The sequence below is a fragment of the Luteolibacter sp. genome, assembly GCF_058122085.1.
This window is the reverse complement of the sequence record NZ_JBIKBQ010000001.1, coordinates 33,292-46,908: the sequence shown is the minus strand read 5'-3', so window position 1 is coordinate 46,908 and position 13,617 is coordinate 33,292. Positions and strand designations below refer to the sequence as shown.

The following is a 13,617-nucleotide window of genomic DNA, read 5'->3' as shown; positions in this document are numbered from 1 at the left end:
CGTCCGGTTCGGAGGGGGGAGCGGGGCAACTCAATGTCCCGTTCCTACCTCTATCCTCTATCTTATTTTGCTCTAGCCCGGTGCGTCAGCGGGATCAGCCGACGCCGTGTTTCTTGAGAAAAGGGATGAGCTCGTCCAGGCCGAAGTCTGCGAGGACGTCGCCGTGCCAGTCCATGGTGGGGGCTTTGCTCTGGCCTGAGAGCTCGACCATTTCCTGCATCGCCTCGCGGTTGCCGGAGACGACGACCGTTTTCACGGCGACTTTCTTGCGGTCGAGATAATAGACGGCTTCGTCGCACCAAGGGCAGCCGGGTTTGATGTAGAGAATGGGAAGGCTCATGGGATGCTTGCTGGGCGGGTTTTCGGCGGGATTCGCCTTCCCGTCCAGTGCTGAATTTCATCGAGCAATTCAAGCGGGCGATTCCTGACCACTTCGATTTCGCCTCGGAAAATCTCGCCGGTCGATCCATCCAGCGAGATCGCGTCGCCCTCCGCGATCGCCTCGCCGCCGAGCGTGCCGCGCTGCCCGCCGGCATCGATCGCGAATCCGCCGCAAGCGACGATGCATGGCTTTTCCAACTGCCGCGCCACGACCGCCGCATGGGACGTGCGCGCGCCTTCGATGGTGACCAGCGCTGCGGCCTCGGCGAGTGCGGCGACATCGTCGGTGTCCGCGGTTTCGCGCACGAGGATGACGGTCTTGTCCGCGCGTTTGAGGGCCGCGACCCTGAGCGGATCGAAGGTCACGACGCCGACGGCAACGCCGATGCCGGCGGGCGTTCCTGTTGCCGCGGGCGTCACGCCAGCGGCCGGGGCCAGCTTCGTTTCCTCGATTTCGTCCAGCCGGATTCCGTCGAGTCGCGCGAGTGCCTCGGCAGGGCGGATCAATTTCTCCCGGACCATGTCCCGCGCGATCCGCAGGGCCGCGAGTCCGGTGCGCTTGCCGGTGCGGGATTGCAGGAAAAGCAGGCGTCCTGCCTCGACGGTGAATTCAAAATCCTGCATGTCCTTGAACTCGTGCTCCAGAATGTCCCGCGCTCCGGCTAACGCTTGCCAGGCTTCCGGCGCGCGCCGTGCGAGTTCATCGGGATTCAAGGCTCGCCGCCGCCCCGCCACCACGTCCTCGCCCTGCGCGTTGGTGAGGTAATCGACGTAAAGTTCGTTCTCGCCGTTAGCCGGATTGCGCGTGAAGCCGACGCCGGAACCGGAGTCCGGCCCCAGGTTTCCGAAAACCATCGCCTGCACGGTGGTGGCCGTACCGAGGTCGTCGGGAATCCTGTTCAGCTTTCGATAGCTCTTCGCGCGGTCGCCCGACCAGGAGCGCAGAACCGTCTCGATGGCGGCCTTCAATTGCGCCAGCGGATCGGTCGGAAAATCCATGCCGGTCCGCGTCTCGAATTCCTCCTCGAACACCGCCGCCAGCTGCTTCAAGCCATCCGTGTCGAGCTCGTCCACCTCGGACAGCCCGCGGGCGTTTAACAGTTCCAGGGTTCTAACGTCGAATCTCGCGGGGGCGATCCCGTGAACCACCTCGCCGTATTGCCGGACCAATCGCCGGCGGCAGTCGCGGGCGAGGCGGGGATTTCCCGTCATGCGGACCAAGCCCCGGAGCGTCTCGTCAGTGAGCCCGATGTTGAGCACGGTCTCCATCATGCCGGGCATGGAAACGGCCGCGCCCGAGCGCGCCGACACGAGCAGCGGCCGGCTGGCATCGCCGAAGCCGCGGCCGGTCAGCGCGGCGAGGTGGTCGAGCTCGCGGACGAGCACCTCGTCGATGCCGTCAAGCGCCTCCGCGCCGTGCTTGAGGTAGTCGCGGCAGAGCTGGGTTGATAGAACGAAGCCCGGCGGCACGGGCAGGCCGCAGCGTGCGATCCGCATGAGATCGTGCGCCTTTGAGCCCACCAGCTCTTTGGCCGGAAGCTCCATCGCGCCGCCGTCGAAAGGAATCCGGCAGACTTGGGGCGGGCCGTGCTTTCCAAGGGGTTTCATCCGGCGAGCACCTCCTCCATCAGATAGGCCCTGAGCGCCTGGCCGGCGTGGGTGTGGGCGTCGGTGGCCGTCTCAAGCGCCTGCGACAATTCCGCCAGAACCATGGTTTGCCGCTGCCCGGTGTTTTCCAAAACCAGCCAGCGCCGGAAGCTCCGCAAGGCGTCGTCAGCCTGGTGCTCGAAGTTCGTCAGTTGCTCAAGCGCGGCCATGAATTCGTCCAGGTCGTCGCGCATGTCCGGGCGCGTGACGGACGCCGCGCATTCGATGCATTTCACCAACTCCCGGGCGGACAACAATGGCAGCCCGACCAGCTCGCCGAGCTTCTGAATCGCTGCCGGCGACGGCTTGGTGAGGCGGGTCAGGTCCAGGAGTTCAGCGGCTTCCTCCAGGTCATCGATCGCGTCGTCCGAGAACTCGAAAAACTCCTGGAGCGAGTGCGGTCGCGCGAATCGCCGGATGTCGTCGCGGGCTTCATTGAGCATCTGGTCGGCGCTTTTTTCCCACTCCGCGGCGCGGGCGGCGAATCTGGAAATCCGGGCGTCGCCTGCGTCCCTGGCAAGCCGCGCGAGCGCCTCGATCAAGGCGGCCGCCAGATCGTAACCGACCGCTGCGTGCCCGGCTGCGAGGTCGAAAATTTGGAGCCTCTCATGCTCGAAGGAGCCGCGCAGGCAGGCCTTGATCTCGTCGGTGATGTTGCGGCGGGAGCGCCGCTGGCGCAGCCCGAGCGACGCGAGCCGGAGCGCTTCCCTCAGAAATCTGGCGGCGCGTTCCGCGCCTATCAATTCGTCGAGCCGCTGGCCGTAGCGCAGCTGCGGGCCCGCGGCGTATTCCACCGCTTCCGCGAGCACGCGCGCGCCGCCGATTTCCAGCAGCGCCCGGTGGCCGTAATCGTTGTCCGCCGCCCACTTGAGCACGTCCACGGCTTGTGGCTTGCCGATGAATGTCAGGAGCCGTTTCCGCATCCGGTTCCAGTCGATTAGAAACACGATGCGAGAGCCCAGATGGCATAGGAACGCCCGGAGATCCGCCTCCCTCGCCGCCACCAGGCGGCCGCTGGCCAGCATGTATTGTCCGGATTCGAAGCGGCTGCTTTCGCGCTCCTCGGTGGCGCTCCAAGTCATGCCGAAGTTTTCCAATAGGCTCTTGAAAAACACCAGGCGGGAGCAGTGGATGTCGGTGCAGGTGACCGTGACGACAAGGCCATCGACCCGCACGACCAGAACGTGCGCGTCGGTCGTGCCGATGTCGTTTTGGATCAGAAGCCGGCCTTCGTGTTCGGTCGCGGTGGTGCCGAGCCCTGGATGGTCGAACTTGAGCGGCGCCGTGCGGTTGAGACCCTGCATGAACGCCTCGACGCGCCTCCGCCCCTTTGCCGAAAGGTGGTGGACGTGCGCTCCGGCCAAGGTCTCGACCGCGGTCTCGGCCTGCAAGCGGTTGATGGCGCGGTGCGCGTCCATCACCACGAGGTGGAGGCTGTCGCCGGCTTTGCGGTTTCCCGATGTCATCGCCTGGATCAAGGCGCCGGGAATCGCGCCGTCTTCCAGCGGGGGAAATTCAAGTTCCTTCAAGCGGGTCCGAAAGGAATCCTGGTCGAGGTCTGGCAGGCATTCGAGCATCGCGTCGATGCCGCTGCGGACGCGCCGCAGGATTTCCGCGCCGCCCGGAATCAGATAGGCTCCGGCGGGTTTCTTGCTGCTTCCGGCCACCACCTCGTCGAGCCAATCGTCGCCGAGCTGGCAGGCGAGCCGCTCCGCCTTGAGATCGACCGGCGGCAGGCCGGGGTGGTCGGTCTGGGCGCGCGCGGTCTGGAGCAGGGCGAAGTAATATTTCACCTGGTCGTTGGCGACGAGGGATCTCGCGATGGTGTCGGGAGCGAGGATCTGGCGGTCGCCCAGCTCCGCGACAATGGCCTGCTTGGATGTCATCGTGGTGCGCGTCGTGACCCGGCGGGCGTCGTCGTTTCCGAGAATTCGCGACTTTGCCGGGAGCTTGTTTTTGAAGGGGGAGGAGAGATGAAACTGCAGGATTCACCATACATCGCCGCCCGCCGCGGCCAAGACATTTGTGGGTGCTGGCAACAGGAGGCTCCGCAGTCTGGCCGGTGGGCGGTTCCTCCGCATCGTGCCCGATCCGAAGCGCCGCCGCGCCGTGCTGGCACCGGAGAAGGAAGCCAGCCCGAATCCTCACCTCGTCGCCGTCTGATCGCATGAACTCGCACCTTGACGGGCCCTATCCATGTTGCTAATTTGACAACAGCTTTCCGAATGAGAATCATCACCAAGCGCCGCATCCTCGACTATGCCAAACAGCACCCGAACGCCGCCGCCAACCTTAACGCATGGATCTCCGTCGCCTCCGCCGCTCAGTGGCAATCCATCGCCGACGTTCGTAAAGTCTTCCCCCATGCGGACCTCGCCACCGTCGGCAGCTCCAAGACTGTCACCATCTTCAACATCGCGGGCAACCACCACCGCTTGATCACCGCCATCCACTACAACACCCGCAGCATCTCCATTCTGAAAATCCTCACCCACGCCGATTACAGCAAGGACCGATGGAAAAACGACCTTTAAGCCGATGAACGCCACCAAGCCAATCCTGCCCAGCTTCGGCCAACTGCCGAAAACATACGAAGCCCTCTGCCGCCTGCGCCTGCCGCGCACGCTGCATGATGACATCGGACTCGAAGCCGTGACCGAAATCATCGACCTCATGGCTGGCCATCCGCTCAACGCCGATCAAGCCGACTACCTCGAAACCCTCGCCGAGCTTGCCGAAGCCTATGAGTCCGCGAACCATCCGGTATCCGCATCCCTACCGCCCCATGAATTCCTCGCCGCCCACCTCGAAAACATCGGCATGACCGCCACCGAGTGGGGCAAGCTCATCGGCATCGACCGCTCGACCGCTTCCCGGCTTCTCCACGGCGAGCGCAAGTTCAACACCGGCCACGTCAGGAAAACCGCCGAGGCTCTCGGTCTGGAAGCATCCCTACTGATCTAAACCGGCAATGCCAATGCGACAAAGGGGGATTTGCCGCGCAGTTCCCAATGGGACCTGTTGGGCCGCCAGCCCTACAGCCAAAAGTGCCGGGAACAGGACTCGAACCTGCCGTCATCACTAGGTATTACAATGACTAGCAGAATGCCGCGCTACGGACCGCGCAATACATGCTTGCAATACCCCTTGAAATGCGGTGAATTGCAGCCATGAGCAAGAAGCCGAAACGGACACGCATCACAGCCCCGAAGACGGCCGCAGTCAAGATTACAATCCGGCAGATCGTCCGCAACAAGGGCAACAGCACATGGACTACCTATATCGTGCAGGGTTGGAAGGAGAACGGGAAATGGCTGCGGCGTTACTTCAAGGAAGAGGATGAGGCCAAGAGCTTCGCCGCGCTCAAGCAGGTGGAGATGGAGAACAAGGGGCGTGCGCAGCGGATGATTCTCTCATCGCTCACCCAGGAGCAGCATGACGCTGCGCTCTCGGCTCTTGGCCGCCTCGGAGATCACTACTCCCTCGCCGACGCCGTGGAGTTCTTCCTGAAACATCACCGCCCGCCAGAGTTCACGATCCGGCTCCGTGAGGCTTCCAAGCTCTACCTCGACGACAAGGAGCGGGATGGGCTCCGGCCGCGCACCTTAAAAGCACTCAAGGCCAGCATCGAGCGATTCATCAAGGCGACAGACGATCCATGGACGCACGAGGTGACCCGCCAGCAGGTCGAAAGCTACCTCCGTGGCCTGAGAGCCGCCGATGGCACCAACAAGGCCAGCAAGAAATTCTGGAACAACACGCTGAACGAACTTCGAGGTTTCTTCGCGTGGTGTTCCACGCCCGACAAGTCAACCAACCGCCCGTTCACCTTTGAGAACCCGGCCGCCGAAGTCCGCGCCTACGACGCCCGGCAGGTCCGCGAGCAGCAGAATGCCAGGCCGATCACCACCGACCTGCGGAAAGTCCGCCGGATGTTCTCCGTCCTCTACTGCTGGCGTGGCGGGGCGATGCTCCGCTACCACGCGCTCGCCTACTTCGCCGGCATCCGTCCCACGGAAATACAGCGCATGAACGGCCGGGAAGCCGAGCTGATCAACCTCAAGACCCGGATCATCACCATCCCGGCGAACATTTCCAAGACCCGCCACGAGCGCCACGTCACCATTTCCGACAACCTCGCCGCATGGCTGCAAGCCACCGAAGGCCGGCCGATCACCCCGACGAACTTCAAGCATCTGCTGGAGGCATCCAAGAAACACTTCGGCCAAACCCACGACGAAGCCCGGCACAGTTTCATCAGCTACCATGTCGCCCAGCACCGGAGCATCGGTGATGCCGCGCTGCAGGCCGGGAACAGCGAGAGCATCGTCAAGCGCCACTACTTGAATCTGCATCCCCGCGAGGAAGGCGGGCTCTTCTTTCGCATCGTGCCAGATCCCAAGCGGAAGCGCGCCGTGCTGGCACCCTTACCCGCGGCAAAAACCGAACCCCACCTCAAGGTGATCTGACCATGGCGGCGAAGAAGACAGCGAAAAAGGCGAAGGCCAGTGTCGTCCCCAAGGAAAAAAGCCCGAAGGCAAAACTGCCAAAGCAGGATCGGCTCATCCGAAAGAATTTAGACCGCCGCGTCGAGAATCTGACGGGTGAAGTGAGGGACTTCCTCGCCTTCCCTCGTCCAGACCTTATTTTGGCAAAGGAATGGCTGCATGATGCCGACATTCCCTGCCCGGCGGCCGATCTGCTGGGATGGGTTGCACACGAGATGCTCTATGGCCGCAGCCGCACCATCTTCTTCGAGGCCGGAGACCGCAGGGGCATGGATGCCGCATTCTCATGCTTCATCGACCTCGCCCGAAAAATGGATTCGGCCGCCCTCAAGTCCTCCCTGCAAAACGCGATTGCCAGACTCACGTTCATCGGATGGTGGGGAGGGGTGGAGCGTGAGCTTTGGTGGCTTTGTAAATGGGGCTTGGACAACGATCACGAAAAACCGGAGCACAAGACCGGGGCGCGCAGGATCGCGCACGCCATGAATGAGGCACTCGTCGCCCGATCACTCTATCATGGCGACTGGAAACAGATCAACGAACTGGCGGCAGTGACCCAGGCAGTGAGGAAAACGAGAAACCACGAAGGACCGAAGTGCATTGAAGTCGTGCTCAGAATCTTCACCTGGCATGGCCATCTTGCAGCAAAACTTGGCAGACCACCGAGCCGCGAGGAATTGAAGAGTTTCATCCTTGATCTGGGAGACGGGATTTCAAGCCGCAAAGAGACATGGTGCGACGCATTCAATTTCCTGCTCTTGGAATATGCCAGCCCACGCAGCATACGAAGGGATGAAATGGAGATAACGCGACTTGCCAGGCTTGCGCGGAAAACAGGTAACCAGAAGCCCAAATCGTCGCCTCCGGCAAAGCTCCTTGAGCCGGAATGGGTGGCTCTTGCACGTCGCGACTGAAGTCCCTCCGAAAATTCCGATTTCCTAGACCGAAACCGGAAAACATCCCGGCGCGTTCGGTGGCAAAGTGCCGCTGATGCAAGCAAATACCAATCAATCACCGCAACTGGTCGGCAAGGAACGCTGCCTTGAGATCTTGTTTCCACATGCCGATTCCCGTCCGGGAATGCGTACATTCAACGAGTGGCTAGCCCGAGGCTACGTGCCAAAATTCAAAATCGGAAAAAGGGTCTTCATCGATCCAGATGAAGCCCGTAGAGCCCTCGAACGCCGCTTTCGCATCAACGCCATCCAGCCATGAATCCATCCGACCACCAAGGCCGGCGGGACTACCGGCATGACGATGAGCGCACCCGCGCCCGCTGCCTTCGCCTTCTGATCGCCCATATGGGCGAGGGTGGGATGCGGATGTTTCTGCGCCAGCCGCAGCCTGACCTTGGCGAGCGAACCGGCGCGGAATTGCTCGGAACTGATCCAGACGACCTGCTCCGACGGTTGGGAGCCATCGAGGCGAAGAACCACCCATATGAGCCATGAGAGACGGACCATTTATTCCGGCATGGCTCGACGATGCCGGCCTATCGCAAGCAGAGTTCCGTCTTTACTGCCACCTGTGCCGCCGTGCCGACAACAAGACGGGCATTGCATGGCCACGGGCCGACAGCATCGCACGGGACTGCCGCATGGCCAGAAACACCGTCTGGACGACTATTAGCAGTCTGGAGGTCAAGGGCCTCATTCGGCGTGTCGGGAAATCCTTTGCAGGATCGAATCGCTACCAAATTCTCGTCTCGTCTATCGGCGCAAATAAAGCACCGATAGATACCGCTCCAATCGGCGCAAATCAGATACTCCAATCGGCGCAAATGGATAGCCATCAATCGGCGCAAAGTGATAGCCGGGAAGGTTCTCCAAATAAGGTTCCCCAAGGAAGGTGCTTCAGCCAAAGCGGCTACAGGGGGCAGGTTAAGAGCCATGACAACAAGGCAAAGCAGTCTGCTCCAGTCAATACCGGACGAAGAGCCGCAACCATCGAAGAGGCATGACAACGGAAACCATCACTTGCGAGTGCGGCGTGAATTTCGAGTGGACGCCGTGTGATGAATGGGAGTTCCAATTTCTCCGCCCCAACCATTGTACCGAGTGCGAAACTCGGATTGAGGCCAAGAGGGAAGCGGTTGTGCGCCAGAGAAAGATTGACGAAATCTCCCGCCGCGCTCGGGAATCCGCTCACCATGCGACACCGGCCATCTTTTGCGCTACGGACACCAGCCACCAGAAATTCAACCTCAAGGGATGGCAGAAGGTGAACGGCTGGAGTCCAAACGCCGAAAAGCCGTGGCTGGGCCTGGTGGGTGAAACGGGCACCTGCAAGAGCCGAATCGCCTATCTGCTCGCAGCAGCGGAAATCGAACGCATGGCAACTGCGATGGAGAGGGAACCGTCGTTCCAATTCGTCGCCGCATATGAAATTTCCGAACTCGTGGGTCAATTGACCGCCTCGTCATTCCAGACGAAGGACGAAGCTCGCGCTGATCTTGCCCGACTGCGGGATGCCCGCCTGCTGCTGATCGACGATCTGGGAAAAGGGCGGATGACGCCAGCCGTCTCCGCCGAGTTTTTCGCGCTGATCGATCACAGGTATTGCCACGCGCTGCCGACGATCTGGACGGCCAATAGTCTGCCCGATACGTTCGCCGCGGCGATGCTTGCTGACATGGCAGCGCCTTTTGCAGGCCGCTTGAACGACTCGTCTCGCATTATCCTATTTCGTTAAAAGCAGGAAAGTTCGTCGCTTGATCTCACCGGAACCGCGGATGGTTCGATGACCATGAGTCCACGCACCAGGCGCGGGTGAGGCGGAAGATCCGGCGGGTGCTCTCGGACTGGCGGGCGAAGGCGTCGCGGGCTAGGGTCTCGGCTTCGTCCATGCTGAGCGCCTTCAGGCAGCCGCTGCTGAAGCAATCCACCAGCATCTCCTCGGTCACCTCCCGGCCGGCCTCTGCCGCCTCGCGGATGTGTTCCTCCCGCCACACCAGCAGGTAGCTGATCCCGGCCGACTGCAAACGCCCGAAGATCTCCGGCGACTCCGCGCCGTGGATGCCCAGAATCCGGTCCTGCGGCCAAGCCCGCTGCGAGGCATATTGAAACAACGACTGCATCACCCGGAAGTGACGGAACAGCTTCCCGATCTTCTCGCCGTCAGGGATCTTGCGCGGCAGCAGGTCGTCCAGCGCGCCGCAGATCCCGTATTCGTCCAGAAACACGTTGAACCAGAGCAGCCACTCGCTCTGAACGTAGTCCTTCAGCTCGGGCGGAAAGGGCATCACGCCGCGAAAGCCGATAACGGGCGCGTGAATAACGATCGCATCCGGCCTCATCTCGACCTCCGCCGCCTCGTCGCTGAGCAAGCCCACCATCAGGCTCTTGGAAACCGCGTTCAGCGCCATTTCCCGTACCAGATCCTCGGCGTTGAGGCTGCAATTCGAAAACGGGCTGTGCCAGGTGCCGGATGGAAGGTTCATGAAGCGGTCAATTTGCCGTTTGCGTCAGCTGCGATTGCGCGAATCCCAAGCGCCGAATATCTCGGCAATATCGCCAAGTGACTTGAGGTGGAGCACCTTGTTGGTGATTACTTTGAGAACGGGATTAGTTATATCGGGCGGGGTAAGATCGTCGTCTTGGACTTCATAAAGCGACCTAGTAAGCCAAGCGAGATCGCTACTATTTATTCTTAAAACCGTTTTACCGAAAAACCCAAGGTCCGACTCTTTAATCGTCAAACCTGTCATTGTTATTGAGATGTAGCAAAGCTCGCCACTTTCCATGTTAATTCTCGCCCAGCAACCTAATATTGGTTTGTCTATGTATCGAACTAATTTAGTCATATTTCTCCGCTAGTTTATCAAAAACAAGTTGAAGGCTTTCTGATTGCTTCTGTCCCGTCCCGCCGCGCCCCTGCAAATGCTCCCGCGAGAATCTGAATATCCACGAGAATGCGCCCTACGAGTCCCTTGGTCGGAAGTGAGGAAGCGATGCCCATGAGTGAGATTCCCTCGAATAGAACAAAAAGGGTGATCAGTACAGTTGCGGCGATCTTCGGGTCACTAACCATTTTCAGCGGAAGCATACCCGCCATGGCCACGATCACCCCGAAGAAAAAAACCAGCGGTAGCCCGAGCCACCAGGGAGTATTCTGAACAATCATGCCGGTCACAAGCTGGGCCAGTGCTATCAACAGCGCAGCAAGCGGAAGAAAGACGAACCATTTGAGTGAGTTCATGACTTGTGCGGCTTGGAGTTATTGCCCGGCTTGCTCCTCGACACGCAGGAAGCGCTTCGGCAGGTTGCGAGTGGTGTAGAAGCGAGTGACGGCAGTGCCGCTACCGACAATGTTTTCCTCAATGGCGGCCCATGCTGTCATGTCAGGCGATGCTTCGATCCGATACGTTTTCCCGATGGCCGTGGGGAAGGAGAACTCGATGGCAGTCCGAACCTCCGCCACCAGTGCCGGCTTGTCGGCAGGATCGGTGGGGGACTTCCCGGTCTGGACTTCGTAGCCGTCGAGGAATCCGTCATCGTCGGTGTCGGGGTCTAGCGGACCTGCGCCGCGTGCTATCTCGTCGCCATCCTTGAGGCCGTCACCATCGCTGTCCGGGTTGGTGATGCCCGTGCCCAAGGTCAGCTCATCATCATCAAGAACGCCGTCACTGTCGGAATCGTCATGGGCCGGAGACGAGCCGTAAACACGCACCTCGTCGTAATCTCCCAGGCCGTCACCATCAGAATCCGTGGAGAAATCGCTTGATCCGTATTGCTTCTCCACCGCTTGCGTCAGTTTGTCGCCGTCGATGTCCTCTGAAAGATCGTCCAGCAGGGTAATCGTGACTGGGGTCTCAACGACGCTTTGTGTTGAGTCGGTTACCCGCACCCGAATACTGCGGGTTGCGTCTTCCTCAAAGTTGAGCGGAGTCACGGTCAACACCTGATTGCCCACAATGGAAAACTGGGCGTTGTGTGTGTCGCCCACGCCGCCCGCCAAGACGAATTGCAGCGCGTCCCCTGGATCGGGATCTTGTGCGGAGACCGTGCCGACCAACGTGCCGGCTGGAAGATTCTCTGCAACCTCGGCTGGAGCGAGCGTCACGTTGGACGGAGAATTGCCGTCGGTCAGGAAGCGCGCCACGGCGAAATAGCCCAAACCAGAAACCCCACCGATGAAAACACCTCCATTGCCCTGACAAGTAACGCCCCTTGGGTCATTGATGCCAAAGGCCCCAAGTTGCTCGGTAATCCCGTCACCCGAGAACCCAAAGTCGAGTTGCGGTGTCAAATCGTAGCGGGCTAGCGCATTGGAAGAAGTCCCACCAAGACTCAGGAGCTTGCCGTTCGGTTGCACCGCGAGCCGTGCGCCTAGTTCCAGGGGAAGGGCGGTGACCGTGCCTGATCCTAGGCTGGACGCATATCGAACCAGCACGTTGCTCTCTCCGCCGATGCCGACACCAGATGTCCAAATGGTGCCATCAGGGGCCGCCGCCACGCTTTGGGCAATCGAGCCATAATCCTGGGCCGTTCCAGGCCCGCGATTTGGGGCGGTGGCCGTGATTGTCTCGCCCTCAAGCGCTCCATCCACGCCATACCTTGCCACCCAATGCCTGGACTCTTGATAGTCTGGCGCGTAACTTCCAGCGACAAGGAAACGCCCGTCAGGCAACATGTGCATCGCCTGTGGGTTGCGGTTGTATTCATGAAACTTCCCGGCTCCTCGGAAAGTGTCATCGAGTGTGCCATCTGTGTTGAGGCGGGCAATTGCTGAGTATGGAAAGGACCCATCGTTTGATATTCCAACAACGATGATTTTGCCTCCGGGCTGGATTCCGATCCCATATGCCCTCTCTCCACTGGCATAGATTTTCCGATTTAATGTCACATTGCCAGTGCCCGAAAAAGAAGTGTCAAGTGTTCCGTCCGAATTCAACCGTGATACTTTGATCGATTGTTCATTTCCGTAAATGCTGCTGCTATAGCCAGCTAAAACAATCTTGCCGTCAGTTTGGAGCGCTGCTGCAAGTGACTCCGTCATACCCGAACTCGACTTTCCATCATCGGAAAACCCAAGATCAAGACTGCCATCAGGATTGAATCGTGCTATCGCAGACGAACGATAGTCATTGTAGCCAAGCGCGCTTCCGACAGCCACAATCTTCCCGTCTGGCTGGACGAGCAGTGCCTCGATCCTGTCATAACGTTGTCCTGTGCTTGACGAGTAGTCCATTCGCACGATGGAAACACCGTTGGTTCCGAAGCTGCTGTCGATGTCTCCCGGCGCGCCGATGGCTTGGATTACGGAGAGAAGGAGTGCTGCACTCATCGCACAGCGCGTGGCGCGTGCTTTCGCCGTTGGAGGATTAGGTCTTTTCATCGGATTCTTGGTTGGTGCCTGAAACAAAACCAGCCACCCCGATCTCTCAGGGTGGCCGGGGAGTTTAGAACCCGTGTTAAGACGAGCGCGGGGGCCTTTAGTCGCCCCCGTGGAGGTGACCTGGACATGCGCCACCGCCTCCCCGACCCTTTCGGGTCTGGAGGCGGCGCTGTTACGGCAACGCCTGCCGCTTAACACGGAGTTCTAACGCCCCGGACCGGATCTCTCCGGACGGATTGATAGAATCGATGTTCATCATATTCCGCAAGCACAAACGGCAGGATAAGCGGCATTTCCGGAAATTTGAATCCCACCACTCCCGCGAATCTGCGGGTTGAGGTAAATCCCCGGCAATTCGCCTCCACCATGGAGACCGGATGACTCTCCACCCAGCCTTCTCCGGTTGCGGTGGAAAATCCCGACGGCCGGGAAACATATCGCCGAAACAGCCCGACCCGAGCACCGCTGAGACGGACGACGGCAGGCAGGGGAAGGTTCGATGGCCTGAAGCTAGTTGCAGCCATCGGTAATCAGTGTGAACCCTGGAACCGTCGAAGCCCGCCATACCGCCACAGTCCTCGGGGTAGGTTCCAGAGCCCGCTATCACGGGTGTGTTAATGTCCTCGGCCGGCTCCAATTACGGATGCTTTTCCGAAAACACAGTTTGGCCCGGAGACGGGCGAACTGTGTCCGGAGCCCCGGCACCCACCAATCCGGATGACTCTCCCGAAGCTCCCCCACCTTT

The 13,617-nt window shown here is 60.3% G+C and carries 16 protein-coding genes; 9 read left to right on the top strand and 7 right to left on the bottom strand.

Features of this window, described 5'->3' with window-relative positions:
* Nucleotides 1-94 precede the first annotated feature (94 nt).
* Genes AC4DF4_RS00190 through AC4DF4_RS00180 form a run of 3 tightly spaced genes read right to left on the bottom strand, consistent with a single transcriptional unit; the run spans nucleotide 95 to nucleotide 3,914 of the window.
* On the bottom strand, nucleotides 95-340 hold the full coding sequence (locus tag AC4DF4_RS00190; RefSeq protein WP_490046082.1) for a glutaredoxin family protein: 246 nt from the start codon (nucleotides 338-340) through the stop codon (nucleotides 95-97).
* Complete coding sequence (locus AC4DF4_RS00185; protein ID WP_490046081.1) at nucleotides 337-1,989, bottom strand: PEP/pyruvate-binding domain-containing protein; 1,653 nt, start codon at nucleotides 1,987-1,989, stop codon at nucleotides 337-339. The genes AC4DF4_RS00190 and AC4DF4_RS00185 overlap by 4 nt, the downstream gene beginning before the upstream one ends.
* Nucleotides 1,986-3,914, bottom strand: coding sequence for a DUF47 family protein (locus tag AC4DF4_RS00180; RefSeq protein ID WP_490046080.1), 1,929 nt, complete (start codon nucleotides 3,912-3,914; stop codon nucleotides 1,986-1,988). The genes AC4DF4_RS00185 and AC4DF4_RS00180 overlap by 4 nt, the downstream gene beginning before the upstream one ends.
* Nucleotides 3,915-4,053: 139 nt before the next feature.
* On the opposite strand from AC4DF4_RS00180, the gene AC4DF4_RS00175 reads away from it, so the two are divergent.
* From AC4DF4_RS00175 to AC4DF4_RS00135, 9 genes are all read left to right on the top strand, one after another.
* On the top strand, nucleotides 4,054-4,191 hold the full coding sequence (locus tag AC4DF4_RS00175; RefSeq protein ID WP_490046079.1) for a hypothetical protein: 138 nt from the start codon (nucleotides 4,054-4,056) through the stop codon (nucleotides 4,189-4,191).
* A 62-nt stretch (nucleotides 4,192-4,253) separates the two neighbouring features.
* Nucleotides 4,254-4,562: a type II toxin-antitoxin system HigB family toxin gene (locus AC4DF4_RS00170; protein ID WP_490046078.1), complete on the top strand. Its 309-nt coding sequence runs from the start codon at nucleotides 4,254-4,256 to the stop codon at nucleotides 4,560-4,562.
* 4 nt (nucleotides 4,563-4,566) lie between these two features.
* Nucleotides 4,567-4,992, top strand: coding sequence for a helix-turn-helix domain-containing protein (locus AC4DF4_RS00165; RefSeq protein WP_490046077.1), 426 nt, complete (start codon nucleotides 4,567-4,569; stop codon nucleotides 4,990-4,992).
* A 206-nt stretch (nucleotides 4,993-5,198) separates the two neighbouring features.
* On the top strand, nucleotides 5,199-6,497 hold the full coding sequence (locus AC4DF4_RS00160) for a hypothetical protein (RefSeq protein WP_490046076.1): 1,299 nt from the start codon (nucleotides 5,199-5,201) through the stop codon (nucleotides 6,495-6,497).
* A 2-nt stretch (nucleotides 6,498-6,499) separates the two neighbouring features.
* The gene (locus AC4DF4_RS00155; protein WP_490046075.1) at nucleotides 6,500-7,450 is read left to right on the top strand and encodes a hypothetical protein; all 951 of its coding nucleotides are present in this window, start codon (nucleotides 6,500-6,502) and stop codon (nucleotides 7,448-7,450) included.
* Nucleotides 7,451-7,526: 76 nt separating this feature from the next.
* Nucleotides 7,527-7,751 (top strand): hypothetical protein, encoded by a 225-nt coding sequence (locus AC4DF4_RS00150; RefSeq protein ID WP_490046074.1) that lies wholly within the window; start codon nucleotides 7,527-7,529, stop codon nucleotides 7,749-7,751.
* The gene (locus AC4DF4_RS00145) at nucleotides 7,748-7,987 is read left to right on the top strand and encodes a hypothetical protein (RefSeq protein WP_490046073.1); all 240 of its coding nucleotides are present in this window, start codon (nucleotides 7,748-7,750) and stop codon (nucleotides 7,985-7,987) included. The genes AC4DF4_RS00150 and AC4DF4_RS00145 overlap by 4 nt, the downstream gene beginning before the upstream one ends.
* Nucleotides 7,984-8,496 carry a helix-turn-helix domain-containing protein gene (locus AC4DF4_RS00140; protein WP_490046072.1) on the top strand — a complete coding sequence of 171 codons (513 nt, stop codon included), beginning with the start codon at nucleotides 7,984-7,986 and terminating at the stop codon, nucleotides 8,494-8,496. The genes AC4DF4_RS00145 and AC4DF4_RS00140 overlap by 4 nt, the downstream gene beginning before the upstream one ends.
* On the top strand, nucleotides 8,493-9,227 hold the full coding sequence (locus AC4DF4_RS00135; RefSeq protein ID WP_490046071.1) for an ATP-binding protein: 735 nt from the start codon (nucleotides 8,493-8,495) through the stop codon (nucleotides 9,225-9,227). The genes AC4DF4_RS00140 and AC4DF4_RS00135 overlap by 4 nt, the downstream gene beginning before the upstream one ends.
* 25 nt (nucleotides 9,228-9,252) lie before the next feature.
* Here the strand turns inward: AC4DF4_RS00135 and AC4DF4_RS00130 are convergent, their stop codons facing one another.
* The 4 genes from AC4DF4_RS00130 to AC4DF4_RS00115 form a co-directional block, all read right to left on the bottom strand.
* Nucleotides 9,253-9,975, bottom strand: a complete 723-nt coding sequence (locus AC4DF4_RS00130) for a hypothetical protein (protein ID WP_490046070.1) — start codon at nucleotides 9,973-9,975, stop codon at nucleotides 9,253-9,255.
* A gap of 24 nt (nucleotides 9,976-9,999) precedes the next feature.
* Nucleotides 10,000-10,278 (bottom strand): hypothetical protein, encoded by a 279-nt coding sequence (locus AC4DF4_RS00125; protein ID WP_490046069.1) that lies wholly within the window; start codon nucleotides 10,276-10,278, stop codon nucleotides 10,000-10,002.
* 77 nt (nucleotides 10,279-10,355) lie between these two features.
* Entirely contained in the window at nucleotides 10,356-10,733 is a 378-nt protein-coding gene (locus AC4DF4_RS00120) for a hypothetical protein (RefSeq protein ID WP_490046068.1), read from the bottom strand.
* An 18-nt stretch (nucleotides 10,734-10,751) separates the two neighbouring features.
* Nucleotides 10,752-12,872, bottom strand: coding sequence for a cadherin domain-containing protein (locus AC4DF4_RS00115; protein ID WP_490046067.1), 2,121 nt, complete (start codon nucleotides 12,870-12,872; stop codon nucleotides 10,752-10,754).
* Between the last annotated feature and the right edge of the window lie 745 nt (nucleotides 12,873-13,617).

Excerpts from the sequence above, each read along its gene's own strand:
- AC4DF4_RS00125 (WP_490046069.1), bottom strand. The coding sequence starts at position 10,278 with ATGGAAAGTGGCGAGCTTTGCTACATCTCAATAACAATGACAGGTTTG.
- AC4DF4_RS00150 (WP_490046074.1), top strand. The coding sequence starts at position 7,527 with ATGCAAGCAAATACCAATCAATCACCGCAACTGGTCGGCAAGGAACGC.
- AC4DF4_RS00165 (WP_490046077.1), top strand. The coding sequence starts at position 4,567 with ATGAACGCCACCAAGCCAATCCTGCCCAGCTTCGGCCAACTGCCGAAA.
- AC4DF4_RS00185 (WP_490046081.1), bottom strand. The coding sequence starts at position 1,989 with ATGAAACCCCTTGGAAAGCACGGCCCGCCCCAAGTCTGCCGGATTCCT.
- AC4DF4_RS00130 (WP_490046070.1), bottom strand. The coding sequence starts at position 9,975 with ATGAACCTTCCATCCGGCACCTGGCACAGCCCGTTTTCGAATTGCAGC.
- AC4DF4_RS00180 (WP_490046080.1), bottom strand. The coding sequence starts at position 3,914 with ATGACATCCAAGCAGGCCATTGTCGCGGAGCTGGGCGACCGCCAGATC.
- AC4DF4_RS00135 (WP_490046071.1), top strand. The coding sequence starts at position 8,493 with ATGACAACGGAAACCATCACTTGCGAGTGCGGCGTGAATTTCGAGTGG.
- AC4DF4_RS00145 (WP_490046073.1), top strand. The coding sequence starts at position 7,748 with ATGAATCCATCCGACCACCAAGGCCGGCGGGACTACCGGCATGACGAT.
- AC4DF4_RS00140 (WP_490046072.1), top strand. The coding sequence starts at position 7,984 with ATGAGAGACGGACCATTTATTCCGGCATGGCTCGACGATGCCGGCCTA.
- AC4DF4_RS00160 (WP_490046076.1), top strand. The coding sequence starts at position 5,199 with ATGAGCAAGAAGCCGAAACGGACACGCATCACAGCCCCGAAGACGGCC.
- AC4DF4_RS00170 (WP_490046078.1), top strand. The coding sequence starts at position 4,254 with ATGAGAATCATCACCAAGCGCCGCATCCTCGACTATGCCAAACAGCAC.
- AC4DF4_RS00120 (WP_490046068.1), bottom strand. The coding sequence starts at position 10,733 with ATGAACTCACTCAAATGGTTCGTCTTTCTTCCGCTTGCTGCGCTGTTG.
- AC4DF4_RS00155 (WP_490046075.1), top strand. The coding sequence starts at position 6,500 with ATGGCGGCGAAGAAGACAGCGAAAAAGGCGAAGGCCAGTGTCGTCCCC.
- AC4DF4_RS00190 (WP_490046082.1), bottom strand. The coding sequence starts at position 340 with ATGAGCCTTCCCATTCTCTACATCAAACCCGGCTGCCCTTGGTGCGAC.
- AC4DF4_RS00115 (WP_490046067.1), bottom strand. The coding sequence starts at position 12,872 with ATGAAAAGACCTAATCCTCCAACGGCGAAAGCACGCGCCACGCGCTGT.